The sequence below is a fragment of the Halogeometricum sp. S1BR25-6 genome (genome assembly GCF_031624495.1).
GTDB lineage: Archaea > Halobacteriota > Halobacteria > Halobacteriales > Haloferacaceae > Halogeometricum > Halogeometricum salsisoli.
This window is the reverse complement of the sequence record NZ_JAMQOP010000001.1, coordinates 1,090,208-1,116,151: the sequence shown is the minus strand read 5'-3', so window position 1 is coordinate 1,116,151 and position 25,944 is coordinate 1,090,208. Positions and strand designations below refer to the sequence as shown.

At 59.5% G+C, this 25,944-nt stretch carries 24 protein-coding genes and 1 tRNA gene; 12 read left to right on the top strand and 13 right to left on the bottom strand.

The window, feature by feature from the left end:
* Positions 1 to 54 precede the first annotated feature (54 nt).
* The 4 genes from btuC to mobA all read left to right on the top strand — a co-directional run bounded on the left by btuC (position 55) and on the right by mobA (position 4,455).
* Positions 55 to 1,074, top strand: coding sequence for a vitamin B12 ABC transporter permease BtuC (btuC, locus tag NDI76_RS05810; protein ID WP_310923060.1), 1,020 nt, complete (start codon positions 55 to 57; stop codon positions 1,072 to 1,074).
* On the top strand, positions 1,071 to 2,417 hold the full coding sequence (locus NDI76_RS05805; protein WP_310923059.1) for a heme ABC transporter ATP-binding protein: 1,347 nt from the start codon (positions 1,071 to 1,073) through the stop codon (positions 2,415 to 2,417). The genes btuC and NDI76_RS05805 overlap by 4 nt, the downstream gene beginning before the upstream one ends.
* Positions 2,418 to 2,669: 252 nt before the next feature.
* Positions 2,670 to 3,716 carry a transcription initiation factor IIB gene (locus tag NDI76_RS05800; RefSeq protein ID WP_310923058.1) on the top strand — a complete coding sequence of 349 codons (1,047 nt, stop codon included), beginning with the start codon at positions 2,670 to 2,672 and terminating at the stop codon, positions 3,714 to 3,716.
* A gap of 109 nt (positions 3,717 to 3,825) precedes the next feature.
* Positions 3,826 to 4,455 carry a molybdenum cofactor guanylyltransferase gene (mobA, locus tag NDI76_RS05795; RefSeq protein ID WP_310923057.1) on the top strand — a complete coding sequence of 210 codons (630 nt, stop codon included), beginning with the start codon at positions 3,826 to 3,828 and terminating at the stop codon, positions 4,453 to 4,455.
* Positions 4,456 to 4,472: 17 nt separating this feature from the next.
* Here mobA and yqeC read toward each other — a convergent pair whose 3' ends face one another.
* Positions 4,473 to 5,213, bottom strand: a complete 741-nt coding sequence (gene yqeC / locus NDI76_RS05790) for a selenium cofactor biosynthesis protein YqeC (protein WP_310923056.1) — start codon at positions 5,211 to 5,213, stop codon at positions 4,473 to 4,475.
* A 138-nt stretch (positions 5,214 to 5,351) separates the two neighbouring features.
* On the opposite strand from yqeC, the gene NDI76_RS05785 reads away from it, so the two are divergent.
* The 5 genes from NDI76_RS05785 to NDI76_RS05765 all read left to right on the top strand — a co-directional run bounded on the left by NDI76_RS05785 (position 5,352) and on the right by NDI76_RS05765 (position 9,807).
* Complete coding sequence (locus NDI76_RS05785; RefSeq protein ID WP_310923055.1) at positions 5,352 to 6,335, top strand: class I SAM-dependent methyltransferase; 984 nt, start codon at positions 5,352 to 5,354, stop codon at positions 6,333 to 6,335.
* A gap of 58 nt (positions 6,336 to 6,393) precedes the next feature.
* A tRNA-Thr gene (locus NDI76_RS05780) sits at positions 6,394 to 6,466 on the top strand.
* A 276-nt stretch (positions 6,467 to 6,742) separates the two neighbouring features.
* Entirely contained in the window at positions 6,743 to 8,011 is a 1,269-nt protein-coding gene (locus NDI76_RS05775) for a hypothetical protein (RefSeq protein ID WP_310923054.1), read from the top strand.
* Between the two features lie 432 nt (positions 8,012 to 8,443).
* Positions 8,444 to 9,103 (top strand): hypothetical protein, encoded by a 660-nt coding sequence (locus NDI76_RS05770; protein WP_310923053.1) that lies wholly within the window; start codon positions 8,444 to 8,446, stop codon positions 9,101 to 9,103.
* An 86-nt stretch (positions 9,104 to 9,189) separates the two neighbouring features.
* The gene (locus NDI76_RS05765) at positions 9,190 to 9,807 is read left to right on the top strand and encodes a hypothetical protein (RefSeq protein WP_310923052.1); all 618 of its coding nucleotides are present in this window, start codon (positions 9,190 to 9,192) and stop codon (positions 9,805 to 9,807) included.
* A 104-nt stretch (positions 9,808 to 9,911) separates the two neighbouring features.
* On the opposite strand, the gene NDI76_RS05760 is transcribed toward NDI76_RS05765, so the two are convergent.
* The 3 genes from NDI76_RS05760 to NDI76_RS05750 all read right to left on the bottom strand — a co-directional run bounded on the left by NDI76_RS05760 (position 9,912) and on the right by NDI76_RS05750 (position 13,794).
* The gene (locus NDI76_RS05760; protein ID WP_310923051.1) at positions 9,912 to 10,250 is read right to left on the bottom strand and encodes a hypothetical protein; all 339 of its coding nucleotides are present in this window, start codon (positions 10,248 to 10,250) and stop codon (positions 9,912 to 9,914) included.
* Between the two features lie 1,229 nt (positions 10,251 to 11,479).
* Complete coding sequence (locus tag NDI76_RS05755; protein ID WP_310923050.1) at positions 11,480 to 11,830, bottom strand: hypothetical protein; 351 nt, start codon at positions 11,828 to 11,830, stop codon at positions 11,480 to 11,482.
* A gap of 977 nt (positions 11,831 to 12,807) precedes the next feature.
* Positions 12,808 to 13,794 carry a hypothetical protein gene (locus NDI76_RS05750; RefSeq protein WP_310923049.1) on the bottom strand — a complete coding sequence of 329 codons (987 nt, stop codon included), beginning with the start codon at positions 13,792 to 13,794 and terminating at the stop codon, positions 12,808 to 12,810.
* A 299-nt stretch (positions 13,795 to 14,093) separates the two neighbouring features.
* Between NDI76_RS05750 and NDI76_RS05745 the strand changes: the two genes are divergently transcribed.
* The gene (locus tag NDI76_RS05745) at positions 14,094 to 14,693 is read left to right on the top strand and encodes a hypothetical protein (protein ID WP_310923048.1); all 600 of its coding nucleotides are present in this window, start codon (positions 14,094 to 14,096) and stop codon (positions 14,691 to 14,693) included.
* Between the two features lie 910 nt (positions 14,694 to 15,603).
* Here the strand turns inward: NDI76_RS05745 and NDI76_RS05740 are convergent.
* The 4 genes from NDI76_RS05740 to NDI76_RS05725 all read right to left on the bottom strand — a co-directional run bounded on the left by NDI76_RS05740 (position 15,604) and on the right by NDI76_RS05725 (position 17,839).
* Positions 15,604 to 15,765: a hypothetical protein gene (locus NDI76_RS05740; RefSeq protein ID WP_310923047.1), complete on the bottom strand. Its 162-nt coding sequence runs from the start codon at positions 15,763 to 15,765 to the stop codon at positions 15,604 to 15,606.
* A 107-nt stretch (positions 15,766 to 15,872) separates the two neighbouring features.
* Positions 15,873 to 16,220 (bottom strand): hypothetical protein, encoded by a 348-nt coding sequence (locus NDI76_RS05735; RefSeq protein WP_310923046.1) that lies wholly within the window; start codon positions 16,218 to 16,220, stop codon positions 15,873 to 15,875.
* Between the two features lie 43 nt (positions 16,221 to 16,263).
* Positions 16,264 to 17,271 (bottom strand): tyrosine-type recombinase/integrase, encoded by a 1,008-nt coding sequence (locus NDI76_RS05730; protein WP_310923045.1) that lies wholly within the window; start codon positions 17,269 to 17,271, stop codon positions 16,264 to 16,266.
* Positions 17,272 to 17,560: 289 nt separating this feature from the next.
* Positions 17,561 to 17,839, bottom strand: a complete 279-nt coding sequence (locus NDI76_RS05725) for a HalOD1 output domain-containing protein (protein ID WP_310923044.1) — start codon at positions 17,837 to 17,839, stop codon at positions 17,561 to 17,563.
* Between the two features lie 191 nt (positions 17,840 to 18,030).
* On the opposite strand from NDI76_RS05725, the gene dph5 reads away from it, so the two are divergent.
* Positions 18,031 to 18,810 carry a diphthine synthase gene (gene dph5, locus NDI76_RS05720; protein ID WP_310923043.1) on the top strand — a complete coding sequence of 260 codons (780 nt, stop codon included), beginning with the start codon at positions 18,031 to 18,033 and terminating at the stop codon, positions 18,808 to 18,810.
* Positions 18,811 to 18,837: 27 nt separating this feature from the next.
* On the opposite strand, the gene artA is transcribed toward dph5, so the two are convergent.
* From artA to NDI76_RS05705, 3 genes are all read right to left on the bottom strand, one after another.
* Positions 18,838 to 19,776 (bottom strand): archaeosortase A, encoded by a 939-nt coding sequence (gene artA / locus NDI76_RS05715; RefSeq protein WP_310923042.1) that lies wholly within the window; start codon positions 19,774 to 19,776, stop codon positions 18,838 to 18,840.
* A 113-nt stretch (positions 19,777 to 19,889) separates the two neighbouring features.
* Positions 19,890 to 21,110: a hypothetical protein gene (locus tag NDI76_RS05710; protein ID WP_310923041.1), complete on the bottom strand. Its 1,221-nt coding sequence runs from the start codon at positions 21,108 to 21,110 to the stop codon at positions 19,890 to 19,892.
* A 760-nt stretch (positions 21,111 to 21,870) separates the two neighbouring features.
* Positions 21,871 to 22,635: a VOC family protein gene (locus NDI76_RS05705; protein WP_310923040.1), complete on the bottom strand. Its 765-nt coding sequence runs from the start codon at positions 22,633 to 22,635 to the stop codon at positions 21,871 to 21,873.
* 151 nt (positions 22,636 to 22,786) lie between these two features.
* On the opposite strand from NDI76_RS05705, the gene NDI76_RS05700 reads away from it, so the two are divergent.
* Positions 22,787 to 24,226, top strand: coding sequence for an MATE family efflux transporter (locus NDI76_RS05700; RefSeq protein WP_310923039.1), 1,440 nt, complete (start codon positions 22,787 to 22,789; stop codon positions 24,224 to 24,226).
* Positions 24,227 to 24,231: 5 nt separating this feature from the next.
* Here NDI76_RS05700 and NDI76_RS05695 read toward each other — a convergent pair whose 3' ends face one another.
* Positions 24,232 to 24,702: a TIGR04206 family protein gene (locus tag NDI76_RS05695; protein WP_310923038.1), complete on the bottom strand. Its 471-nt coding sequence runs from the start codon at positions 24,700 to 24,702 to the stop codon at positions 24,232 to 24,234.
* Between the two features lie 7 nt (positions 24,703 to 24,709).
* Positions 24,710 to 25,822: an OBG GTPase family GTP-binding protein gene (locus tag NDI76_RS05690; RefSeq protein WP_310923037.1), complete on the bottom strand. Its 1,113-nt coding sequence runs from the start codon at positions 25,820 to 25,822 to the stop codon at positions 24,710 to 24,712.
* Positions 25,823 to 25,944: the final 122 nt, after the last annotated feature.

Below are 25,944 nucleotides of genomic sequence, written 5' to 3'. Positions count from 1 at the left end.
CGTGCGCCCTATCGCAACAAGTATTTACCTAAACCAACTGCGATTGCATATCGAATGACCGTCCGAACGCGAACCCTCGCGTGGTGCGGGGCGCTGTGCGTCCTCCTCGTCGCCGTCGTCCTCGCCAGCGCCGGCGTCGGACCCGTCTCCATCCCGCCGACGACGGTGGCGAAGGCCGTCGCCGCCGAACTGTTCCCCTCGCTCGGGTACGCCGTCGAGCGGACGGCGCGCATCATCGTGGTGGACGTCCGCCTGCCCCGCATCCTGCTCGCGGCGCTCGTCGGGTTCGCGCTCGCCACCGCGGGCGTCGTGATGCAGGGGTTCTTCCGCAACCCGATGGCCGACCCCTCCATCATCGGCATCTCCTCGGGGGCGGCCGTCGGCGCCGTCGCCAGCATCGTCTTCCCGTTCGTCCTTCCGTTCGGCCTCCAACTGCAGGGCGCGGCGTTCGTCACCTCCGTTCTCACCGGCTTCGGCGTCTACCTCCTCGCCACGCGCGACGGACACACGCCGACAGCGACGCTGTTGCTCGCGGGCGTCGCCGTCCAGACGTTCCTCGGCGCCGTTATCTCGTTTATGATGCTCAAGAGCGGATGGAGCCTCCAGCGCGTCGTCTTCTGGCTGATGGGGCATCTGAGCGGGACGACGTGGCGCGAGGTGAACGTCGTCGCCGCCGTCCTCCCGCCCCTCTTTCTCCTGCTCCTGTTCTACACCTCCGACATGAACGTCCTCCTCCTCGGCGAGGCGGACGCCCACAGCCTCGGCATCGAAGTCGAACGGACGAAGCGAATCCTGCTCGCGGTGTCGAGCGTCGTCACCGCGTCGGCCGTCGCCGTCTCCGGCGTCATCGGCTTCGTCGGTCTCATCGTCCCGCACGCGATGCGCCTGCTCGTCGGCCCGGACCACCGAATCCTCCTGCCGACCAGCGCCCTCGCCGGCGCGTCGTTCCTCGTCGCCACCGACACGCTCGCCCGCTCCGGCGCCGCGGAGGTACCCGTCGGCATCGTCACCGCCGCCATCGGCGCCCCGTTCTTCCTCTACCTGCTCCGCACGCGGGAGGTGCACCGGTTGTGAGCGACCGAGAGCCGCTGATTCGGACGACGGACCTCTCGGTCGAACTCGGCGGGGAGACGATTCTGGACGGCGTGAACCTGACCGTCGACCGAGGAACGTTCGTCGGCCTCATCGGGCCGAACGGCGCGGGGAAGACGACCCTGTTGAAGGCCGTCAACGGGTCGCTCGCACCCTCCCGCGGGCGCGTCGAAATCGACGGTGAGAACGTCCACGCGCTCTCCTCGAAGGCGACGAGTCGCCTCGTCGCCACCGTCCCGCAGAACACCTCGCTCACCTTCGATTTCGACGTGCGCCAGACCGTCCGCATGGGGCGGACGCCCCACCGGTCCCGACTCGGGGGGTGGCGCGGCGGCGACGAATCGGCGGTCGAGCACGCCCTCGAACGCACGCGGACGACCGAGTTCGCCGACCGGACGGTGAGCGACCTCTCGGGCGGCGAGCGCCAACGGGTGCTCATCGCCCGTGCGCTGGCGCAGGAGACCCCCCTGCTGCTCCTCGACGAACCGACGGCCAGCCTCGACATCAACCACCAGGTCAGAACGCTCGAACTGGTTCGGGAACTGGTCGGCGAGGGGAAGACGGCCGTCGCCGCCATCCACGACCTGAACCTCGCCGCGCACTACTGCGACGAACTCGTCCTGCTGTCCGGCGGCCGCGTCGTCGCCACCGGCCCGCCGGAGTCGGTGCTCACCGAGGACCACCTGGAGGACGCCTTCGACGCCAACGCCGTCGTCGCGCGCCACCCCGTCACGGGGTCGGTGTACGTCACCGCCCTGCCGGACCGGCGAGTCGGCGCCGGCGGGGAGTCGCGCGGCCGCGTCCACGTCGTCGGCGGGGGCGGCGCCGCCGCGCGCCACCTCTATCTCCTCTCGGCGGCGGGCTACGAGGTGTCCGTCGGCGCGTTGAACGAGGGGGACACGGACACCGAGACGGCGCGGAGTCTGGGGTTGGAGACGGTCACCGTCGACCCGTTCTCCCCCGTCGGCGACGAGGCGGCGGCGGCGGTGGCCGAACGCGTCGCCGCCGCGGACTGCGTCGTCGTCGCGGACGTGGAGGTGGGGTCGGGTAACCTCGCGAACCTCCGCGCCGCGGCGGACGCGGAGCACCTCGTCCTCGTCGAGGAACGGCCGTTCGCCGAGCGTAACTACGCCGGCGAGGCGGGCGGGGAGGCGTACCGCGCGCTCCGCGAACGCGGCGTCGTCGTCTCCTCGAAAGAGGTGCTCGCCGCCGTCTCGGACCGACTCGACGGAGACGGACGGGGCGGGGGCGACGGGGGACGGAACGACGGCGAGAGGCGAGCGGACCGCAGTGAAGCCGGCACCTCGGTGGACACGCATTTTTGACGTGAGAGCGGAGCGGGCGGGGCGCCGCGACCGGTGACGCACCCCTCGGTATCTCCGAACGCGCGCTCACCGGTCCGCTCGGTCCCTCGCCGACGCCGGTCGCCCGCCCGTCCGGAACCTCAATGTTCTTTCGACAGAGATGATTAGCGGGAATAATGTCCTGTCGATGCCGACGCATTTTTGTGCGCGCGGCCGTTACGCAAGTACGAGCGAGGGTCGGGTCTCCCGTTCTTCCCGACCTGCGACCTACCAATGAGTGACTCCGTCACCGAACGCGCCCGTCAGCGCGTCCCGACCGACTCCCAGGAGCGTCGAACGGAGAACGCACGCGACGAGACGGAGGACGAACGCGAGCGACCCGACGAGGAGACGCTTCGCTGTCCGGAGTGCGGTTCGACCGACCTCGCCACCGACGAGGGACGCGGCGAGACGGTGTGTGAGGACTGCGGCCTCGTCGTCGACGAGGACGCGGTCGACCGCGGCCCAGAGTGGCGCGCGTTCGACTCGAAGGAGAAGGACGAGAAGTCCCGCGTCGGCGCCCCGACGACGAACATGATGCACGACAAGGGGCTGTCGACCAACATCGGCTGGCAGGACAAGGACGCCTACGGCAACTCCCTGTCGTCGAACCAGCGACAGAAGATGCAGCGCCTCCGAACGTGGAACGAGCGCTTTAGAACCCGCGACTCCAAGGAGCGCAACCTCAAGCAGGCGCTCGGCGAAATCGACCGCATGGCCTCGGCGCTCGGCCTCCCCGACAACGTCCGCGAGACGTCGTCGGTCATCTACCGCCGTGCGCTCGAAGACAGCCTGCTGCCCGGCCGCTCCATCGAGGGCATCGCGACGGCCTCGCTGCACGCGGCCGCCCGGATGGCGCAGGTACCCCGGTCGCTCGACGAGGTGGCCCGCGTCTCCCGCGTCGACGAGGACGAGTTCGAGCGAGCCTACCGCTACATCGTCCGCGAACTCTCGCTGGAGATCAAGCCCGCCGACCCGACGCAGTACCTCCCGCGGTTCGCCTCGGACGTGGAGGTGCCGAAGGAGACGGAGCGCACCGCGCGCGAACTGCTGGAGAACGCCAAGCGCGAAAACGTCCACTCGGGCAAATCGCCCGTCGGCCTCGCGGCCGCCGCGCTCTACGCCGCCGCGCAGTTGACGAACGAAGACGTGACCCAACATCAGGTCAGCGAGGTCACGGACATCTCGGAAGTCACCATCCGCAACCGGTATCAGGAACTGCTCGAAGCGTGGGACGCGACGCCGTTCGTCGGCGGCGGCGAGTCCGGCGCGGAAGCCTGAACCGGGACGTCAATCGGTCGGTGATGCGCCGCGTTCTCTCTTTTCTCGCTTCGACGAATCGACGCCGGACGCGACCGCTTTTTTGGTGACTCGCCGTCGACTCCGTAGCATGACCGACGTCTCCCGCGAGGGCGTCGTCCTCTGCGGGGGGTACTCCACCCGCTTCGGCGACGGCGACAAGGCGCTCGCCGACCTCGCCGGGACGCCCCTCGTCCGCCGCGTCGCGGACCGCCTCGCGACGGTCTGCGACCGACTGGTTCTGAACTGCCGGGAGGAGCAGGTCGAGGGCCTCCGCACCGCCGTCGAGGGCTGTGACGTCCCCGTCGCCGTCGCCACGGACCCCGTTCCGGACCGCGGGCCGGCGGCCGGCATCGCCGCGGGTCTCTCGGCCGTCGACTCGGCGTACGCCGCCGTCGTCGCCTGCGACATGCCGTTCGTCGACCCCGCGTTCGTCGCGTATCTCTTCTCGCGCGCGGACGGACACGACGCCGCGGTGCCCCGGCCGGGCGAGTGGTACCAGACGACGCAGGCGGTCTACCGGGCCGACGCGATGGCCGCGGCGTGCGAACGCGCCCTGAACCGCGGGGAGGCACGCGTCGTCGCCGCCCTCGACGAACTGGACGACTGGGTGACGGTGACCGAAGAGGAGGTGCGCGCGCACGCGGCGCCGGAGACGTTCGAGAATCTGAACACCAAGGCGGAGGTGCGCGAGGCGGCGCGGCGGTTCGAGTCGTCCTGACGGAGTCTCCCGACCGCTCAGTCGCGTGTCACCACGTCGACGACCGGGTCGTCGTGGATGAGTCGCGTTACCAAGACACGCGGGACCGACGGCGCCCGTTCGAGCACCCGTTCCGCTATCTCCCGCGCCGTCTCGACTGTCTCGTCCGTGTCGGCCATGTTCACGACCGGGACGGCGTCGGCGCCGTCGGGAATATTCTTCAGTCCGCCGTCGGGGTGCGCGAGGACGTCCGCGACGTGTTTCGGGCGGATGTCGTTCCCCGCGGCGAGGTCGGTGAGTTCGGCGACGCGCTTGGGTCGGTGGACCGCCTCCTCGGTGAGGGGGTGGCCGACGACGCGGACGGATGCGAGGGGGGTGACGACCGTCGCGGCGCTCGGAATCGGCGGTTCGCCCTCCTTCGGCGCCTTGAGTAGCCGCGTCCGCGCGCCGTCGCCCTTCACCAGCAGGGGGGTCGCGCCCGATTCGGCGAGGTCGTCGACGACGGCCGGGTCGTAGCCGAGGTACCGGTCGCTCCGGTCGCCGTCGCGGGCGAGGCCGAGCGGTCGTTCCGTCGCCTCCCGCGCGGCCGAGACGGGGTCGTCGGTGAGGACGGTTCGCTCGACCTTCCCGCCGAACTTCGGCGTCTTGACCGTCGCGGTGACGACGGCGTCGGGTAGGTCGTCGGCGAGGGAGTAGACGAGCGTCTTCTTCCCGCCCGCGCCGACGGCGACGACCACGGAGTCGCCGCCGACGTCGAGGGCCTCGGAGAGAGTTGGCATAGTCGGGCTGACGAGTGGCGCCGGTTTCAACGCCACGGCCCACCCGTTCGTTTTCGGGTCGCGCGAACCAAGCCGGGTTGGCCCCGCCGAGAGACCGCGAAGCGTCACGCTTACTCGCCCGCACGGTCAGCATCCGATATGAACGTCCCCTGCGTCCGCGTCCCGACGAGCGAGGGGGAGGCGACGCGGCGCGCCCTCGCGGAACGCGACCTCGTGGACCAGTCCCACGAGATCACCGTCCGCGAGGGGTCGCTGTACATCCCCGTGACCGACGCCGCTGCCGCCCGCGCGGAGTTCGACGTGGTCGAGTTCGACGCGGCGGCCCGCGAGACGCAGACGATGCCCGCCGACATCCTCGGCTTCGACCCGACCTACGAGCGACTCGGCGACGTGGTCATCCTCGACGAGGACGACCCCGACCGCGCCCGGAGCATCGCCGACGCCGTCGCCGACTCGGCCCTCCGCGCCCGAACGGTCGTCAACCGCGCCTCGAAGGTGAAAGGGGAACTCCGCGTCCGCGAGTGGGACGTGTTAGTCGGAGGGAGCACGGAGACGGTCCACCGCGAGTACGGCTGTGAGTTCCTCCTCGACATCGCGCAGGTGTACTTCTCCCCCCGACTGGCGACCGAACGCCACCGCGTGGTCGAGCAGGTCCGCGAGGACGAACGCGCCTTCGACATGTTCGCCGGCGTCGGCCCGTTCGCCGTTCCGATGGCCAAACGCGGCGCCGAGGTGGTCGGCTGCGACCTGAACGCCGCCGCCGTCGACTACCTCCGCGAGAACGCCCGCCGCAACGACGTCGAAGAGCGCCTGACCGCCGTCGAAGGCGACGTGCGGGAGGTGGCCGGCGACTACGAGGGCTGGGCCGACCGACTCGTGATGAACCTCCCGCACAGCGCCGGGGAGTTCCTCGACGCCGCCGTCCGACTGGCCGGCGAGGAGTGCGTCCTGCACTACTACGACATCCAGCACGAGGACGACCCGTTCGGTCCCGGAATCGAGGCCATCAGAGCGGCCGCGGAACCGGCGTACGACGTACAGGTCGACACCGAACGCGTCGTGCGGTCGTACGCGCCCCACGAGTACAACGTGTGTCTCGACGTGACGCTCACCGCGCGCTGATTCGGAAGCCTTTTCTTCGTCATGCGAATACGGTAGGATGCGTTCGACAGCACCCCGCGCCGGTGTAGCTCAGCTGGCAGAGCGATTCCTTCGTAAGGAATAGGCCGAGGGTTCAAATCCCTCCACCGGCTTGCGCTTCGCGCATACCGCTAATTCCTACACAGTACCTCTGTACCATAAGTATTCGGTCGATTATCGGTCCAATTTGTTGCGCTCTGACTGCGTAGTTTGCCGGTAAGTCGCTCGTTCAATTGGTTGCGGTGACCGACGTAACCCTATACTGTACACAGATTCTCTCAATTTGAGCGGCGTAGCTGTTCAGTCGCAGAATTCAGACCGAGAGAGACGAGAAGTGAATCTCGTTACTGAAGAACCTTCATTGTCTCCCATACACAATTCAGCCTAAGATGGATGGCGGCTTTGACCCATACGATGTAATGCGTTTTGAACGAGATTTTTCTGGGCTTGTTGAAGGTATTGAAGAAAGAGATGAACTCGAAGGATTGCACGAGATGGTAGACTGGCTTGAAACAATCCGAAACCGAATCAACCATTATTTCAAAACTGGCCAAATGGAGTTTGATTCTGTAGTCAGAGATTTTGTCATACTGGGAAGGGCGATTCAAGAGACAATTGATATTCCAATCGTTACTCCGAGCGGCGAGCCGGTGGACGAATCATTCTCTGATATTTTCGGTGAAAGGATAATTCAAGAAGAAAATATTTGGGAAACTGTCTATGAGCTTCAGACAGCGTCTTTCCTCAAAAATCGAGGTCTTGAGCCAGAGTTGATACATGAAGGCGAAGATAGTGGTCCCGATATTTCTCTGGGTTTTGAGGGAACTTCCATTAGTATCGAATGTAAGCGCCGCCGTCCATCAGACGCAATTGAATCCAACTTCGGGAAACAAATCTCCGACAGAATTAACGAGGGCATTGACGTTGGAGAGGACAGCTTCTTTGTAAGGCTATCCGGAGAGCGTCCACTTACCGAAGAGATTGTTAAACCTCTTGCAGAAAGCGCCATACAGATTGTCCAAAAACAAGGTTCCCGGACTACTTTTGAAGTAGAGGGAGCGAAGTATACTGTTGAGCTGGTAGATTATTTCACGGGAGAGAAAGAGATTGCACTCTCAATTGACGAACTTGAGCAGATTATGCAGTTTATCAGTCCGAACAGTATAAAACAGCTGTTGGTTCCGTTTGATTACGACCGTCTCAGTAAAGGGATGGAATACACACATATGATAAAACCATCCGCTACAAAGTCAACAATCAAAAAAGCACACGTAATTGACTACGATTTTCCAACTATCTCCAAAGACCACTTCAGTAAAGTCATGAATATTATTGAAGAGGGCAGGAGCGACTTATCCGGTCACTCACCGAGCGTCCTTTTTGTACGGCTCCCCGCTGACGAGGTTGACTCTATGGGTTCATACATGATTGAAGACCATCGTGGAAACGAAGTTTCTCAACTGGAGAGGCTGGAACAACGAGTTCATGGCCAGCTGAAGCAATCAAAGAGTCTTAACGCAATTATCACTGAATCACTCTACTACGAGACAGATATTGGAACAATGAGCACATATACTGGATTTTCTACTCACTTAAATACAAATCCGGGAAAAGCTATCCCAGATGAATTTTTCAGCATGTTGGAGACTTCAATCTGAAGGGTGAGATTCATCAGCAACCGCGCTTTGATTTAGGAGCGAATTGGCACCGGACGCTAAGATAAGGAGAGGGTCTTTTAATCAAAGCTCAAGGATTCCAATTTTCAAGTGAATTGGTTGCGGTGAGTGGCGTTCTTCTCCGGAAGCTCTCTTTTCTGTAGTTTGGAAATTCGCGTTCAGGCAGGTTCCACTCAATGGTCGTGGTTCATGACTTTCATATACGACAACCTTATGCTGGCAGGAAAAGCACCTGTCATCATGAAACGACGAATGTTCCTCGCTTCAGTGGGCATTGCTGGTCTTACCGGGTGCACCTCACAATCGTCCGCCCCCCAAAGTCAAACGAATACGCAGACACCCTCCTCGACACCCGTACCAACGCCAACCGTCACACCAGAATCGCCAGCTCCCCGGATTAGTCATTCAAGCCTGATGAGCGCATGGGAAAAATATGGCGACGTATTGACAAACCAAATGTCCTCTGTGGGTGCAGGCGGTTATGCAATCATCGGTCTCCGATATTCCCTTCCAATTCACAACGGGAAGTCCGAGGAGCTTGTTCAAGTAACAGTATACCACAACGGGTCAAGTGTTGACTCTCAACAGGCAGGTGATACGCAACTCTCAGGAGCAGATACGACTGAGGACGAATGGGAACAATGGTTCTCTTTTGACACGAAAGACTGGAAGACAGGAACCTATTCAGCACAAATTCTTGTGCGAGATGAAATTACGGGCAAGAACTCTGAGCTTGAAGAATTGGCTTTTGATGTGGTCGAGCCGCTAACGCCCAACGAAGTGAAATTAACTGGTGTTCAGAAACCACCTACTATTCGTAAGGGACAGCCGATTACATTCACTTTACAGTTCAAGAACATAGGTGATGACGATAACAGCATAGTTTCGAAACCATCCATTCGACATGAGCAAGGAGAATGGCAGACACCAAACGATGAACGGGTCAGATTGAACATCCCTGCGGGAGAGTCCCGGTCTTGGGAAAGTGGCGAATTCTCTCTTAATTATACTGGAACGTACGAGTTCCGGTTAGATGAGATTGGAATCACTTGGAATCTCACAGTTACGGACTGATGTAGAAGGCAACTCTCACTGAATTACATCTTGACCTCAGCTACCCGAGAATTGATGCTTGCTGAGTGAGTGTTGACAATAGTCACATGACTCTGTACGGCTACGATATTGAAACCACGGGAGTCCGCCCTTATTCAAGCGAAATAGTGACCATCCAATATAAGCGGGACAGTACTGGGTTATCAATATATAAACGGTGGGAATATGAGTCAGAGCGTGAATTGTTACTTGCTTTCCTTAATGATTGGAAGGATATTCCGCGTGCAAGAAGCAGAGGTGCTGAAGAGTTCATTGCATTCAATGTCCTCAAATTTGACGCTCCTTTCCTCTTAGTTAAAGCGCAACAACACGATATTGCCTCTGCATCCGGGTGGGAAGACAAATACGTATGGGAGAATATCAGCCATGGGCCACCTTTTGTCGATTTAGCTCAGTTATTGGGAGATGATATGAAGAAGTTCGCGGAATGGAGAAATTGTCTTATTGGTAGTTATGGGGACTACGAAAGCAAACGAATCCCAGAATTCTATCAAAGAGATGACTACGAGAAAATTGAAGAATATGTTGAAGATGAGATGGATACTCTGGAACAAATTTATCAAGAGATACAGAACGAACCGTTCTACAAAGAATTACAGGACCTGCGAGAGACTGCCGAGTTAGACTGGAAAAACCGAGATAATTCTACCCTCTCAGACTTCTAATTAGAAGTCACCAACCCAAGTTCAATTACTTGAATTTTTGAACTCCGTATATGGTCCATTTATGCGAATCTCATAGCAAGAAAGTGAATTCTATCGTCACTTCATCAGTGAACGGCGAAAATGAGGTTTGCAAGCAGGAGTGTTGCGATAAGAAGGAACGCTCCGAGCAACATTATACCTGTCTCGACCTTCATATCAAGACTCCATAACTCGCTATCAAGCTCGCGCTCAACATCCTTCGTTGAACTCTTTACCTGCCGGTCAAGCTGGCGTGTCGAGTCATCAATCTTGTATTCAAGCGACCGCTCCAGACTATCCAACCGGTAATTCAAACCCTCAACCTCTGCTTCGACGGTACGCATGGTCTCGTTCAAACTGTCTAAGGAGTTCTTGATGTTCGTGGAAGACAGCTCGCCTTCCGGTGTGGTGTCGTCTGCCGTCATAGCCCTCTGAAGAGTATGTGGCACACTCTGTCAAGAGTATGTATTCTATTCTGTCTGAGTGTCGTCTTCACAAGGGCCGGTTGCGACACCACAGCTTCGCGCAGAATCAGAAAACGAGTAAATCATTCGCAGGATTTTCTCCAAGAATCGCCCTTATGAGAAATTTGAGAGAGCGAATTCTGCGAGAACTCGTCCGCCGCAAGTTCGTCGATGCAGTACATTCATCTTAGATAACTATTTATACTCTTGACGTTGTTGGTAAAAGGGGGGAACAACACCCCAAGTGTTCTACTGCTGAATTAAGCGTAAGAGTGCAAACTTATCCAAGTACTTGCTTTAGGTACTCCTCTCACTCATCCTCCCCGAAAGGAAATACTATGAACATCACTGAACCGCCAGAGCCGACCGTAATGCGAATTGTGAGCGAACAAGAAGCCGAAGATATAGGATGTATACCATCTGGGAAAGAGGTTAGCCTTCACGCTACTGCTGAAGGTAGCTATCCCACCCTAAGTTCATTTGAACATGCTGTTTACTGGACTTACAAAATCAGTAGTAGTTATACGAAAATCATGGACTGAATCGTCTCTGCATAGAATATTCATACCACATCACTAATGTCTACAAAAGTCAATCACCAGCTTGCCAGTTGTCCCCGCTGTGGAGTACCCCTTGCCGCCGAAGATGGGTACCACATGATAGATGTTCTCGACAGACCTCCGGAACATGACCCCAGTGAGACGCACTCATGGGACCTTCATCTTAACATCTGTCGGAGGTGTCACCTGAACCTTCTCAGGTGGCTGTACCCTGACGCAGCGACATGGGAGGAACTCAGTGAACGTCTCCGAAGGGAGGCTATTGGAGCGGCTGAAAGAATAAGTCGATAGTTCTCCCAGTACTTCCAAACGCAAAGGGTAGTCCGGTAAGGTCTTTCATCAGTATTCACACTGCTACCACCTTCGGACCAGTCGGAACGAAGTTGTAGAAAACGGCGATAGGAAGCGAATTCCCAACAAGATGGAAATATATTTATCGAACTGAAACTCGTAGTTGAGTAGTCGCCACACCGAGATTCCGTGGGTTCTTATTGAGTCATCCGTGTGGAGTCCGGATACCGCGAGAACGTGACCAATTGACCGTTCTTACTCTGTCAGAAACTGGCTGAAAGCATAAGTCCAAGTAAGGGCTGGACGGGATAGTCCTAATTTGGCAAGGAAGAAACTAGTTCAATTAGTTTCTTGAACTAACCTACTGAGGTCTGGTCCAATGTTTTCTTTCGTTTCGATGTATATCGGCATAGAAAACGGACTTGTTGCCGTCGTTCTCATCAGAATGTGATAAACTAGATGTTCGGTAACCTCATAACTGTCTTTGAGTTCTTTGTAATTCGACTTCCCGTAGTGACAGGTATAGCTTCCAATTCCCAACGACAGGAGACCAAAAAGTATTGCAACAGCACTAAATCCACCCATGGCTGCCCCACCGATACCCACTATGCTAAATGTTATTCCTATGGCTATAACCATGTCTGGGTCCGTCCCTTTGGTTTCCTCTTGAACATCTGTTCCTACTTCCACCGATTCTACATGCTTTAGGCCAATATCTTTGAAATGGCCTCCTCCAAATGAGAAGATTAGTCTATTATGGTAGCTACGAATTCCGCTGGATATTCATCTTCACCTTGTCTGAGTGTACCCATCCAATTCAATTCCATTCTTTCTCCTTCTGCGAGGAACGAACTTTCCTGAGGAGTTGTTGACACCGCTCGTTCGGACATATTGATTGAGATACACATGGGTATATTTAGACTTTTCTGTATTTCAGGGTATGTGGGTGGTTCTTTCCATCGTTGTCTGCTTTCTGAGCCTACGCCGTCAAAAGGAGACAGAGAGCAGAATCACCTATCCTGTGAAGAGGAATGACAGCAGAATCAGGAAGTCTTGGTCCTTCTAACTTCGTATCTCACATTCCCCTCAAAGCGGCCAATAGTGTCGCTCATCAACTTCGCCTCTGCCTCTAGGTTGCTCATCACCCTGTCTATGTTCTCTAACGCTCCTTCCCTGTTCGTCAGATACGGTTCCCCTCGCGGGATACTGTCGTCAGTCAACATTGTCGTTGGTTCCTGTATGATACACTTTATCAAGAGTATACTGTCCGACTCTGTCACCAGTGTCGGCCTTATGGGGTACGGTTGTGACACCACAGCTTCGCGCAGAGTCAGAAAATGTGTAAGTAGCTCGCAGAATTTTTAGAAAATAGAGGCTATATGGAGTTCGTTAGAAGCCACTCGAATCAAGACCACTAAAAACGGCCCATAATCCACCGAGAACAACGGTCATTGCAATCAGTAGTTCTATGTCAGAGGCCAGACTGAGCAGGTTGAAAGCGAAATTTGATGAGGCGTACAGCTGGTCTGCAAGTTGACCCCAATGCCCTGTTGTCTCTGGTCGAGTCGCCCGAAATACCGTATCAACGATTCTCCAGCAAGCACCGAATAGCACTGCTCCGAATGGCGCGAGAAGGAGGGTCATCACCGCTGACCTCAAATCCATTCTTAGGCGTCTCCGTGGACCACAGAATGAATGTAGTGACCCATCCGAGCTTGCTTCCAGCGGTTGAAGTCGTTCCCCTTACCCTGCTGTATGAGTGAAGAGATTTGCCGACAGTGGTTGCAGTGGTCTCTGTCCCACTCGTCCCATCCCAGAAGGTCCCTTCCTGCGACAGCGTAGTCTTTCCCCGGAAATACCGCTACGTCACGCTGTTCTGGATGGTAGTGACGTAGCTTCACGGACTTCGGACGACCACCCATCTTCGGCGGGAAGCGTTGGTCAATGGCGTAGTCTCCGAAAAAGTCGCAGTTGTAGCGGTCGGCTAAGTCGGGACTTCGATTCTTCGTCTGACCGTTCATCGGGTCAAATGCATTGAGGACCCCTGTCTCGTATCCGTCAAACAAGTTCGAGAGGAACCGTATGTCCTTCTCAGCTCGCCTCTCTTCACCCCGTTCGCTGTCCACAATATCGAACATCATCACATCCTCGTCCGGACGAGTGACTTCTGCTAACTCACGAAGTGCTTCTTTCTGCTTGTCAGTCAGTCCCGGCTTCAGAGACCGAATCATAAGCCGGTGACCTATCCTATCGAACTTGTCTTCCAAGGCTCGATGAACTGAGAGATGAACTCCGTACTCTACAGGGGCCTGTCGAGCTTCCAGAAGGCTGGAGATTAATGGGAACCCAATCTGGTCTGAGTGTTCTCGGAAGAACTCCTCACGGCTTCCGTGTTTGTTCAGAGTCGCAGTGACCCCTTCTGTGAGCTTTGTCGCTCTTTCGGTATGGGCCACGGGAAGGTCGATGTAGACTCTCTCTCCTGCGTCCTCATACAGTGGGAGTGCTTGGAGGTCGTCTACTGACTGGACTTCAACTATCGGATGAAGCGGTCGCTCAAACTTTGTATCTTCGAAGTGCGAGAAGCCGCCGAAGCTCTGGATTACTTCCTTCTCGTTCGGTCCGTTTCGGATGATTGGACAGTATGTGACTGTCATTTGTTGGCTGTCTCCTCTTTATTTTCTGTTGGGAGACACCTGTGAATACAACGACAGGATACTAAAGCGTTCTGCAAATATGGAATTTAGCTCGGATTGGCTTTTGGCTATCATGGTCTGCACGGAGTCCGAATACAGCGAGAACTCGTCCGTCGCAAGTTCGGCAATGAAGTACATTCTCCCCAGACAACTATTTATACGTCTCACGTTGTTAGTAAAAGGGGGGAGCAGTAATCGGCTCTCACCGGACTTAGATTCCTGAGAGTCTTCTACGGGTTTTCTCACCTCCCAAGAATAACATGAGTCAACCAATCTCATATCTCGGATACGAACCGCCGTACCGAACTACTTTCGACGTAAAAGATGTGCCGTTTGCGTGGAGATACGATGGTAAAGACAATCACCGAGACCTCTGCGCCCTATTGCTGAACTATCACAAAGGGACCCATACTCGTGACCCGACTGACCGGCACGATACTTGGGCGGATAGAGAATGGGCGCGACAACAGCCGAACGTCTTATTGTTCGATAATGTTGCCAGCCGCGTCATACTAAGCGACGGACAGAAGAAATGGGCGAAGCAACTATTCAATCAATTGGACTACAGGCGCTACGAAGTCCGTGGCTCTAAGGGCAGAGGCATGGTGGCTGTTGCACTCGTGGCGTGTGCGTATGTAGGATGGAAAAGTGGACTTGAATGCCACCCAAACTCGTCTGAGATGAACCGATGGTTCAGGGAAGCATTAGAGACATACGACATTAGTGACGAGAAATTCGCGAAGTACTTCGGGCGGTTCCAATCAGATATTGAACGCCGTAATCATTTGATAACGCGGCCTTTCGACGACAGAGAACCTGACCTTGTAGACTCTTACGATGATGAGATGGGGGGTATATAAACCACCGTATATTAGATATGGTAAGGAGTTCCGATAGACGATTCCGTATTCCTTCGTAAGCAGAGACAGTAACGAGAACCTTGTAACTGCGAGAAGCGATTCCCCACCATTCTCTTCACTCTCTTCTTTGGCTCTTCGGTCAACCCCTTCTCGCAGATAAGATACCTCGTAAGAGAGCAGTGATTAATCTCACTCTGTTTCTCATCCCTGTGTACCATATATCGGTCTCAACAACCACCCATCCATCCTCATATTCCTTAACTATGTAATCGTATAGGCCTGTTCTATCAGTAGTATCTGGCACGAATCCCATAACAGCGAGAAGCGCCGACTGAACAGGTTTCCAGAGCGATTCTTATGGACTTCCCTTGTACTCTGACAGGAGTCTGCGGACCAAGACCGGAACAAAGGAAACCGAGATACCGAACGCTGGTCCGTCTGAGACGCCCCAGATTGCTTCCAGTTGCGTTTCTTGTCCAACATGAGTTAAACCTCACAGAAGCAAATGAAACGCAACAGAGCGAACGTGGCGAGCTCTGAGAGGTTTCTGTTGCAGACTCTCTGGTACAGAACACATTCGAGATAGCCGACTATTACTACGACTTGGTCGTTACGAGGGTTTTGGGTAGCGAGCTCGGTGTCAATACCGCTCAGACCGTCAGTCCTTCCTATTACTCATTCAGACCTCTTACAATCTCTGAACGGTACCTTTGGTACTCTCGTTCTCGCTGTTAGCAGTTCTCCGAACTGTATCTCTCAACAGTCCTCTCTTCTATCTCTTACTACCTCTTACCGTCATCTCTTACTATCTCTTCTGTCTCTTAGAGAGAACGCCTTCTCGCAGTATAGAGCTCTCTTCCCTACTTCCCCTATCTGGAACCCCTTTCCTACTACCTACCATTACTCCCCCCTAAGTCCCCCCTCGTTTCCTCCTCCTTCCTTTCCCCTCATCTTCCCCCTTCTTCCCTTCTCTCATGGTCCTAAGGAAGTCGGATAGTGTCTCACGGAAGCACTCGCCCTCAAAGGTGAACCTGTTCCCGAAGAGCACATCAGGCCTCTCAACCACGTACATCTCTGCTTGCGTATTCCGTCTCGTTTAGCGCAAACAGGCCCCATTGAGGAATGAATGGCAGTAATAGAGGGTAGTACCAGAAAATCTATTTTCGCCCTGATGACACCTCAGATGGATTCTGGGTCCCCGTACATCGCAAGGAGTTCTCCGACACCTGTCGTTCGTACAGACGATTCTGAGCTGACTCGGTATGTTTCGGTCGTCCGCCCCCCGTGTTCCCTGATGGACCCACCGATGATGGTGGCGCGATGTTCGGAGTGCCGCATCTCGATTCGGACGTGCTTTCCAAAGTCAGTGTCCATTGATTCAAACTCGGTTACTGTACCCTCTCGGTACACTTGACCCCCAAATGTAGAATCATAGAGAACTTTCACCTCCATGCCGACCTCTACCTCTTTGGGGTCTATACGCTGGAATCCCATTAGCTCGTCATCAATGGGTTCTCTGTCGCTCATCGGCCCTCCCCGCCCCTTTTCTGAAGTGGACCGTATTGGTCGTTCATATGTCCCTCAGGTGGTCTTGGCGGCGATTAGCTTTCTCTTGGTGGTTGCCTTTGTCGTAGTGCTTGTCGAGGACACGGCCGCTCATGTTGACTCTCTCCCCGGTCACGTCCTTAGGCTGACCAGCGTTACGTGCCGCGGTCACGTATCCTCTCCGTAGCGCATGAGGACTTACTGAACCTTCACACTTCGACGCTCCATCCCAAGTGTTTGCTTCGCACGTCTCCGGTCTCTTGTCCCACGGGCAGTTCCCGCCGTTGTAGTTGCAGGGACGGGTCGCAGAGTAGACGTGCCGTTGTATCGTCGTGTGTGCCGCCCGACCGTGTCTCGTCGCAATGAGAGGCTTCCTGTCGTATTCGTCCGTCGTGTTCGGGCGCTGGTGTTCGATGAAGTCCTGTATCACCTCCATCGTTTCCTCCGTCACGAACACGTTCCGCTCTCCCCTCTCGTCGTTCTTCAGAGGCGTACCGGTATCTGGTCGGTGTCGAATCTGTACGGTAGGACCGGTTGAGTCTATGTCGTCTACGTCGAGAGTACGAAGCCCACTGATTCGAGCTCCCGTCTTCCAAAGGAGGAGCAGGATAACGTGGCGGTGACTGGCGTACTGGTGCTTTCCGAGGAATTCGAGTATCGCGTCGGCCTCTTCTTTCGTGAGGAAGTCGTCACATATCTCGTCCTGCTCGGTCGTCTTCGGAATACGGACGAGCTCGGCAAGGCCACTGAAGACGGCGTGGATAGACTCACAGAACTCGATAAAGTTCTTGATGACCCGCATATCGTTGCGTGCGGTTATCGTTGCTACCTGTTCGAGTCGGTAGTCTTTGAACTGGGCGATGAGGTCGCCGTCGAGTTCTCGCAGGTAACGGATGTTCTGGTCGGTGCACCAGTCTGCGAACTGGTTCACGGAGATTCGGTAGTTGTAGAGACTCTTCTGTGAGAGCTCGGGTTTCCGGTCGTTCAGGTACCGCTGTACTCCATCATGCGGAGGGATGTTTTTCTCTTGCATGGTCTGGCGCGGTATGCGTCTGCTGGCGGGTCCCGCCTTGAGACCATACGACGGAGGGAGGAAACCGACCGACGGCGTGGCCGAGGTGAAAATCCCTCCACCGGCTTACCTCTCCCGCGAATCACCTTCACGAGCACCGCGTAGCGTGTGCTCGGACTCGTGAGCGGGTGTGTACGCGACTGGAGGGATTTGAACTAGAGAGCGAACGCAGTGAGCGACCGTAGTTCACAATCCTCTCCACCGGCTTACTTCTCCCGCGAATTACGACGAAGAGCAGAGCGACGGGTTCTCACGGCAAATCGTAGTCGTACTCGAACCAGACCCTCGACTCGTCCACCCGCACGTACCCGCCCTCGTACGGGAAGGCGATATCGACGTCCGTTTTCGACCCCGTGAGGAGCGTCTCGATGGATTCGGGGTCTACCACCTCCGAGACGGGTCGAAGCGACAGGGGGTCACCCTCCTTCACCTCGGCGACGAGGGTGATAATCTCGTATATGACGTTCTCTCGGGAGGGGTCCCCGAGCGGGCGTTCCGCCGTACCGGCGCGTGAAGTCTCTCCAGACATCTGTGTCATCACATCCCATCGTGGGTCCGTCGTCCTCGACGCGTAACTCTTGCGACCGCGTGTGGTAGTAACTGTCTTACATGGTAAGCGCTTCGGTCGGTCGAAAACGTGCAGGGTCGACGCCCGCGCCCCACGCATCACCCGCCGCGGCAGGACGCGGCACTTATCGGGCGGGCCGGCCGAGAGGTGGCATGCTCACCTTCATCGGACTCGGTTTGTACGACGAGCGGTCGATAACCGTCGAGGGGCGCGAGGCCCTCGCCGAGGCGGACCGAGCGTTCGCGGAGTTCTACACCAGCCACCTCGTCGGCGCGACGGTCGATGACCTCGAAGCCGCCCACGGCATCGACATCGAGGTGCGGGACCGTGCGGGCGTCGAGCAGCATCCCGAGGATATCCTCGACGCCGCCGAGGAGGGGAACACCGCCTTCCTCACCGCCGGCGACACGATGATATCGACGACGCACGTGGACCTTCGCCTCCGCGCCGTGGAACGCGGTATCGAGACGCGCCTGATTCACGGCGTGACCGCGCAGTCGGCCGCCGGCGGTCTGACCGGACTGCAGAACTACCGCTTCGGGAAAGCGGTGACGCTGCCGTTCCCGTACGCTCACGGCGCCGACGGCGTGCCGAAGAGCGTCGCCGAGTCCATCGAGGCGAACCGCGAACGCGGCCTGCACACGTTGGTCTACCTCGACATAAAGGCCGACCGCGACGAGTACATGACCGGCGACTACGCTGCCGGGGTGCTCGCCGACGGGTGGAAGGACGTGCTGGGCGTCGTCGTCGCGCGGGCGGGCAGTGAGTCACCCGTCGTCGCCGCCGACCGCCTGTCCGTCCTCGCCGACCGGGAGTTCGGCGACCCGCTACACATGCTCGTGATTCCGGGCGACGTCCACCACGTCGAAGCCGACGCGCTCAGAGCGCTCGGCGGCGCGCCGGACGACGTCGTCGAGGAGAACGAGGTGTAGCGAGGCGACTCGAAGAGAAAGAGCGCGTCAGACGCTCCCGCCGCGGCTTCGGGGTTCTTCGAGGTCCAGCGCCTCGCGGAGGTCGTACTCGTCGCCGGTGACCAAGTAGAGCACGTCCTCGATGATCGTCAGTAGTTCCGGCACCTCGCGGACGACGAGGTAGGTGATGCCGACCAGCGCGACGACGGCGAGGAACTGACTGATGATGCGGTCGGAGATGAAAAAGGACACCATGTACGGGTCGCTCGACCCGAACAGCAGGAGTATCTCGTCGACGAAGAAGTGCATGTACTGCTCGCCGAAGACGATGGTGATGAACGTCGTGCGCGCGAGGTTCAGCGCGTAGATGATGGGAACGGCGATGGCGAGCGCGCGGGCTTTCCGGCGGAGCGGAGCGTCGACGGCGGCGATGAGACCGCCGAAGATGGCGATGCTCCCCAGTCCCGTACAGGCGAGGACGACCGAGACGGTGATGCGGTGCGTGCCCTCCATGAACACGAACATGTTGTGGTAGCCGAGGTCGCCGGTCGTCATCTCGGGGTGGTAGCCGAGGGCGTTCACGAGGAATCCGGTCTGGGCGGCGACGGTCTCCATGAGGACGCCCTGCGGGGCCGGAACGGACAGTCCGAGCAGGGTGAACGCGGGAATCGTCTCGAACGGGAGGTAGATGACCCCCATGGCCGCGACGGCCTTCGAGAGGACGAACAGGCTGTCGCGCCCCGAGTAGAGAAGATAGCCGGTGTAGAGACACGCCGGAACGGCGACCAGGGAGAGGAACCCCTCGATGTAGCTCTTGTGCACGAAGGCGAAGTGCGGAACCAACTGGAGCCAGAAGACGGCGAAGAGGCCCCACGCGGCGGCGGATACGTACCGCGCCGCGCGGTCGTTCCGGCGGTACAGGAGGGCGCCGGCGACGAACGTGAGGATCGACGCCCACGCGAGGAGGTCAGACAGCAGTCCGGGCATAGACGATAGATGGGCGTACCGGACTAAATCCCTTGTCGTTCCGTGCGTCCGTCAGGTCGAAGCGTCGGACCGCCCGGACGCGGCCGTACCGCTCCGGCAACTCGACCGGTTCGCTACCGGCCGCGGCGTGTTGTCAGAACCGCGAGCACCGCGCCGAGCAACAACGCCGTGACGGCGGTCCCCGTACCGAATCCGGGTACCTCGGTGCCGGTCCTCGTCTCGGACGCGGACTCGGTCGAGGCGACGGACGCCGTCGCGGGGGGCGTCGCGTCCGCGGCGGCGTCTGCCGTCTCGATCAGCGTCGGTCCCGCAGCGTCGGGCGCCTCGCCGGCCGCCGTATTCTCCTCGGAGTCCTCGGCGGGTGCTGCGTCCGCCGAGGCCCGTCCGTCCGACGACCCGACGTTCGGACCCGCATCGGCGGTCGACCGTTCGGTGGATATCGGTGCGAGTGTCGACGTCGACACCGGCGACGCTGTCGCCGTCGCCGTCTCGGTCGGAGTCGGTGTTGGGTCGCGGTAGTCGCCGTACTCGGAATCGCCGCCGTCGTCGCTCGGCGGGTCGGAGACGGTCACCGGGTCGGACCGACCTTCAGCGCCCGACAGGCTATCGACCGCGACGACGGCGTAATCGCCCGCCGCGAGACCGGACGCGTCGAATGAGTAGTCGTACTCCCCGCGACCGTCGAGGACGGCGGTGTCGGTCGCAACTGTGTTCCCGTCGACATCCCGAAGTTCGACCGCGACGGACCGCCCGCCCGCGTCGGCGGAGACGCCCCCGGCGACGACCGCTCCGTCGGCGTTCGTGACCGACGCGTCGTTCACGCCGACCGCGAGGCCGAGGCTCTCGACGCGAAACGTGGCGTTCCGGTTCGCGTCGCCGCCGTAGACGACGTCGTACGCGCCGCGGTCGAGGGTCCCGGTGTCGAGGAGGTACACCTTGCTGTTCGCCCCCGTCGATTCGGACCGACTGACCGAGTCGTCCGCGGCGTCGACGTCGACGCTCGCGTTCGGTCGGTCGGCCAGGACGGCCAGCGTCGACCCCTCGTAGACGGTGTCGTCGTCGCCGGCGCCGGTCGTGACGGCGGCGGACTGGACCGTCGCCGTCCGGTCGGTCGCGTGCCCGTTGCCGACGGCGTCGACGACCTCGTACGTGACCGTCAACTCGTCCGTGGCGGTGCCGTTCAGCGTCGCGACGACGCGCCCTCGTGAGACGTCGACGGACTCCGTGAGGTTCGCGTCGCCGTCGGCCGCCGAAACGTTCAGCATCCGGACGGCGGAGACATTCTCGTCGAAGGCGAGTTCCACTTCGGCGTCGGTGCCGTTGTCGTAGCGCACCGCCGACCGGAGTTCCGGTGCGGCGCTCGGAACGACCTTCAGTTGATTCTCGACGGTTTTGTCGGCAGAAAGGCCTTCTACAATGGGGTCTGCTGTTTCTACAGCAGATACATTGTATGTACCAGCAGACAAGGTTGAAAGGTTGAAGTCGACAAGAAGTATCTCAGACTTTCCGCTGGAACCGAGGTTGTATGTTGCGTTCGGTTCACCAACATTCCAGATTTCGTCTCCGTTTTTGTCAACCCATATTGCGTAGTTATCGTTCGATCCAGAACTATTGTCTTGAACTACCGCACTTGCAACAACCGAAGGACCCGCTTCGACGGTCACCTGCGTCCCGTTCCCCGCCCCGAGGTCGATGTCCGACGCGTCCGCGGCGGCGGTTCCCGCGAAGGCGGCGGTACCGGCGACAGTCGAGAGAGTCACTAATACGGCGAACGTGACGGCCCGGAGCCGTTCTGATGTAGATTTCATTTGTGATGTTGCACTAGCAGCGACGACCGAGTGAACCCGTAGAGACGTCTCTCAACCCCCCACGAGCGGTATTTTCGAACGACCTCGACCGCCCCGTAGCGTAGTTGCACCGATTATCGGTTCTAATAAAGCTCTTTCTTTCCTGAATCGTCGGGCGGGTTGATACGGCCGAAAACGGTGCGCTCGCTCGATTCGCATCGGTCGTTGACGGAGACGATTCTGTTATCTCTATCGATAACTGCATTGGGGGCGTCGTCGCTCGAAGAAAAGCGGAGTCGCGACGGCTTCAGTCGTCGGTGACGATTTCGATCTCGTGGCCGTCCTGGTCCTTCGTGAACGCGTAGCGGTTGTCGCAGGACTCGGGGTCGCGGTAGTCCTCGGCCTCGCGCTCCATCAAGGTCGCCCACGCCTCATCGAGGTCGTCGGTACGGACGGCGAGGTGGCCCCACGCGTCGCCCAAGTCGTACGTCTGACCGCCGTAGTTGTAGGTGAGTTCGACGGTCATCGCGTTCTCGGAGGCGTCCTGCGGCGTCATGAAGTAGTTCGCGAAGGAGTCGGACTCCCAGCGACTCGTGTGCTCGTAGTCGAACTTGCGGGTCCAGAAGCCGAGGGCCTCGTCGGCGTCCTCGACGCGGATCATCGTGTGGTCGAGGCTCCACTTCGCGCCGTGGTCGCGCTTGACGATCTCTATCTCGTGGCCGTCGGGGTCCTTGACGAACGCGTACCGGTTGTCGTTCGACTCGGGGTCGCGGTAGTCCTCGACGCCCTCCTCCATCAGTTGGTCGTACGAGGACTGCAGTTCGTCCTCGGGGACGCGCACGGCGATGTGCCCCCACGCGTCGCCCATCTCGTACGTCCGGTCGTCGTGGTTGTACGTCAGCTCGAGTAGCGCGTCGTCCTCGCCGGCGTCCTCCGGACCGAGGAAGACGTTGGTGAAACTGTCCGCCTCCCAGCGGCCCTTCTCCTCGTAGTCGAGGTGGGTGGTGTACCACTCCAGCGACTCCTCGAGGTCTTCGACGCGCATCATCACGTGGTCGAGTACTCCGGACATGTGCGAGCGATGGGTCGGGGCGTCGAAAAGCGTACCGAACGCGGAAGGCACCCCACCCCCGGTGGTCCCCCGGGAACGCGGCGTTCCGACACGCACAAGACGGTCGACTCGGAAGGGGTAGTATCGAATCGAAATAGGTGTCTCCGCCCACGTGTCAAGAGTCCCCAACCCAGTCAGACGATGCATCCTCTCGGTCGGTCTCCTCCTCGCCCACTTCGGTCTGGTCGACCGCGACAGAGCGGTCAGAACGGCCGAACTCGCGTGGCCCCGCGTCGTCACCGGCATCGCCCGCATGTCGAAGAACGCCGTCGACGTGGCGATGGTCGGCAGCGCCGTCGGCGTCGCCGCAATCAACGGCGTCGGATTCGCGGGTCCCTACTGGGGTCTCGCGTTCGCCCTCGGCGGCGGGGTCGCCGCCGGAACGCTGGCGCTCGTTTCCCAGCGCTACGGCGCCGGTCGCTCCGACGGCCTCGGGGTCGCCGTCCGGTCGAGCGCCGTCCTGACCGTCCTCGCGACGCTGCCGGTCACGGCGGTCTTCTGGCTCTTCTCCGAGCCGCTCATCTCGGCGCTGACGAACGACCCCGAGTCGATAGCCCTCGGCGCGCACTACCTCAAGATAGTCGGGTTGGGCGTGCCGTTCGCCGGACTGAATCTCGTCGGGAGTCGCACGCTCGTCGGCGCCGACGACGCCTACATCGCCATGGTACTCCGCGCCGGCGGCGCGGCCGTCAACGTCGTCGTCAACGCCGGGCTCATCTTCGGTCTCGGACTGGGCGTCGAGGGGGCGGCCGTCGGCACCGTGCTCTCGAACGTCGTCGTCACGAGCGCGTTCGCCCTCGGACTCGCGCGCGGCGGCCTTCCGGGCGTCGGCGCGTTCCCCGTACAGATCGACCCGTTCGGCTCCTACGCCGCCGTCGAGGCGATGCGCGACATCGTCTCCATCGGCCTGCCCGTCTTCGGTCGCTCGCTCGTCTGGACCGTCGCCGAGTTCCCGATGCTCTTCTTCGTGAGCGCCCTCGGGCCGAACGTGACGGCCGCGTTCGTCATCGCGCGGCGCATCTGGGGCATCATGAACACGCCCGGATGGGGCTTCGGACTCGCCTCCTCGAGCCTCGTCGGCCAGTCGCTCGGGCGGAACGACGAGGAGACGGCGGAGGCGTACGGCCGCGAAATCGTCCTCCACGCCGTGGCGACGTACGTCGTCTCGGCCGCGCTGATCGCCGCGTTCGCCGAACCCATCGTCCGCCTGTTCGCCGAGAGTCCGTCGTCGCCGGCGGTCCCCATCGCGGTGTCGTTCGTCTACGCCGCCTGCGCCGCGGTGCTCATGCAGGGCGTCTCCGGGGCGTCGGCTGGGCCGCTGGACGCCAGCGGCGACACGCGCGTTCCCTTCCTCAGCCAACTGCTCGGGATGTTCGGCTGCTCGATCCCGCTGGCGTACCTCGCCGCGCGGACGAACCAGATCGAACTGCTGTATCTCGCCTTCCTCGCGGAGACGACCATCCCGGGGGTCATCAACTACTACCGCTTCTCCACGGGCAAGTGGAAGTCCGTGAGCCAGAAGTACCGTCCCGGAGTGGCGTCGAACGACTGATTCGACTAGCCTTCGGCACCTGCGTCGCTCGACCCGCCGAGGTAGACGTACGCGGCGACGAGGAGGAGAAGCGCCGTCCCGACCGGCCACGCCGTCCGACCCGGTTGCACCGAGAATCCCCGCGCGAGGGAGAGTTGTGCCACGCTCGCGGCGGCCAGCAGACCGGCGACGAGCCGTCCGTCCTCGTAGCCGAGAACCGGACTGACGGCGGCGAATCCGAGCGCGAAGAGGTAGAACATCACCGAGAGCGGCCACGCGTAGATGTAGTCGGGCAGGCCCGCGGTGTAGACGAGCAGGAAGTCGGAGAGCGTCGTCACGCCGAACGGGTCGAAGTTGAGGAGGCCCCACGGAAACACGAGCGTCGGATTTCCGCCGATGAACGTCTGCACGGACCACGGAAGGACGAGAAGCGCGAGGAGGAGGGGGACGGTGAGTGCCGGAATCGACCGGACGGGTCCGTCGGAGGGGTGGGACACGACCGGGTTACTTCCGCGAGACGATTCGGAGCACGTCCTCGTCGGCGAGTTCGTGGTCGCGGCCGACCTGCTGCTCGTCGTGCTTGGCGCTCGGGCCGGTGACGCGGGCGAATCGGAACCGCTCGTCGAGGGTGCCGCCGAGGTTGTGCAGGGCGTCGTCGACGGTGTTCTCGCCCTCTTGGAGGACAAGCGGTTCTTCGTAGTCGATGCCGCGGCCGGGTTTGTCCATGTAGATACGGATGAGACCCAGCCGCTCCCACATCGTCTCTTTGAGCCCTTCGAGGCCCTTCTCCGTCTCGGCGCTGATGAAGACGGCCTCGTCGGGGTCGATGTCGAACTCGCGGAGGTTCTCCTTCACCGTCGGGAGGTAGTCCTTCTCGATGAGGTCCGCCTTGTTCACTGTGACCATCGACGGCAGGTACACCCGGTTGTCCATGATGCCGTCGATGAGTTCGTCGATGGTCAGGTCGCCGCGGATGGTCACGTCGGCGTTGACGTAGCCGTACTCGCGGAGCACCTCCTTGATGGTGTTCTCGTCGAGGGAGACGTCGTCCGTCGTCGTGACGTGCAGTCCGCCCTTGTGCCGCTTCGAGATGGTGATGCTGGGCGGCGTCGTGTCGAGGCGTATCTTGTTCTCGTACAGTTCCTCGCGCAGGCGCTCGTAACGCTCTATCTCGAACACCGAGACCATGAACACCACGAGGTCGGCGGTGCGGACGACCGACAGCACTTCCTTGCCGCCGCCGCGGCCGCTCGCGGCCCCCTCGATGAGCCCCGGCACGTCGAGAATCTGGATGTTCGCCCCGTTGTAGTGGAGCATGCCGGGATTGACGTTCAGCGTCGTGAACTCGTACTCGCCGACCTCGCTGTCGGCGTTCGTGAGGGCGTTGATGAGCGTCGACTTGCCGACGCTGGGGAATCCGACGAGGGCCACGGTCACGTCGCCCGTCTTCTCGACGGCGTAGCCGTGGCCGCCACCGCTGGAGGATTGATTCTCCAGTTTCTCCTTTTTCTCCGAGAGCTTCGCCTTCAACCGACCGATGTGCGACTCGGTCGACTTGTTGTACGGCGTGTTGGCTATCTCCTCTCGGAGGTCGTCGATCTCCTCCTCCAGTCCCATCGCCTTAGCTTCGGCCACGTACGTCGAAAAAGTTGTTCCTTCCGACCGACGACGCGCGATCTGTCCCGTCACAAGCACTTCGATACCGTTATCAATCGAACTCGTGAGAGAACGCAGTGAGG

Excerpts from the sequence above, each read along its gene's own strand:
- btuC (WP_310923060.1), top strand. The coding sequence starts at position 55 with ATGACCGTCCGAACGCGAACCCTCGCGTGGTGCGGGGCGCTGTGCGTC.
- NDI76_RS05800 (WP_310923058.1), top strand. The coding sequence starts at position 2,670 with ATGAGTGACTCCGTCACCGAACGCGCCCGTCAGCGCGTCCCGACCGAC.
- mobA (WP_310923057.1), top strand. The coding sequence starts at position 3,826 with ATGACCGACGTCTCCCGCGAGGGCGTCGTCCTCTGCGGGGGGTACTCC.
- yqeC (WP_310923056.1), bottom strand. The coding sequence starts at position 5,213 with ATGCCAACTCTCTCCGAGGCCCTCGACGTCGGCGGCGACTCCGTGGTC.
- NDI76_RS05785 (WP_310923055.1), top strand. The coding sequence starts at position 5,352 with ATGAACGTCCCCTGCGTCCGCGTCCCGACGAGCGAGGGGGAGGCGACG.
- NDI76_RS05775 (WP_310923054.1), top strand. The coding sequence starts at position 6,743 with ATGGATGGCGGCTTTGACCCATACGATGTAATGCGTTTTGAACGAGAT.
- NDI76_RS05770 (WP_310923053.1), top strand. The coding sequence starts at position 8,444 with ATGAGCGCATGGGAAAAATATGGCGACGTATTGACAAACCAAATGTCC.
- NDI76_RS05765 (WP_310923052.1), top strand. The coding sequence starts at position 9,190 with ATGACTCTGTACGGCTACGATATTGAAACCACGGGAGTCCGCCCTTAT.
- NDI76_RS05760 (WP_310923051.1), bottom strand. The coding sequence starts at position 10,250 with ATGACGGCAGACGACACCACACCGGAAGGCGAGCTGTCTTCCACGAAC.
- NDI76_RS05750 (WP_310923049.1), bottom strand. The coding sequence starts at position 13,794 with ATGACAGTCACATACTGTCCAATCATCCGAAACGGACCGAACGAGAAG.
- NDI76_RS05745 (WP_310923048.1), top strand. The coding sequence starts at position 14,094 with ATGAGTCAACCAATCTCATATCTCGGATACGAACCGCCGTACCGAACT.
- NDI76_RS05740 (WP_310923047.1), bottom strand. The coding sequence starts at position 15,765 with ATGTACGTGGTTGAGAGGCCTGATGTGCTCTTCGGGAACAGGTTCACC.
- NDI76_RS05735 (WP_310923046.1), bottom strand. The coding sequence starts at position 16,220 with ATGAGCGACAGAGAACCCATTGATGACGAGCTAATGGGATTCCAGCGT.
- NDI76_RS05730 (WP_310923045.1), bottom strand. The coding sequence starts at position 17,271 with ATGCAAGAGAAAAACATCCCTCCGCATGATGGAGTACAGCGGTACCTG.
- NDI76_RS05725 (WP_310923044.1), bottom strand. The coding sequence starts at position 17,839 with ATGTCTGGAGAGACTTCACGCGCCGGTACGGCGGAACGCCCGCTCGGG.
- dph5 (WP_310923043.1), top strand. The coding sequence starts at position 18,031 with ATGCTCACCTTCATCGGACTCGGTTTGTACGACGAGCGGTCGATAACC.
- artA (WP_310923042.1), bottom strand. The coding sequence starts at position 19,776 with ATGCCCGGACTGCTGTCTGACCTCCTCGCGTGGGCGTCGATCCTCACG.
- NDI76_RS05705 (WP_310923040.1), bottom strand. The coding sequence starts at position 22,635 with ATGTCCGGAGTACTCGACCACGTGATGATGCGCGTCGAAGACCTCGAG.
- NDI76_RS05690 (WP_310923037.1), bottom strand. The coding sequence starts at position 25,822 with ATGGGACTGGAGGAGGAGATCGACGACCTCCGAGAGGAGATAGCCAAC.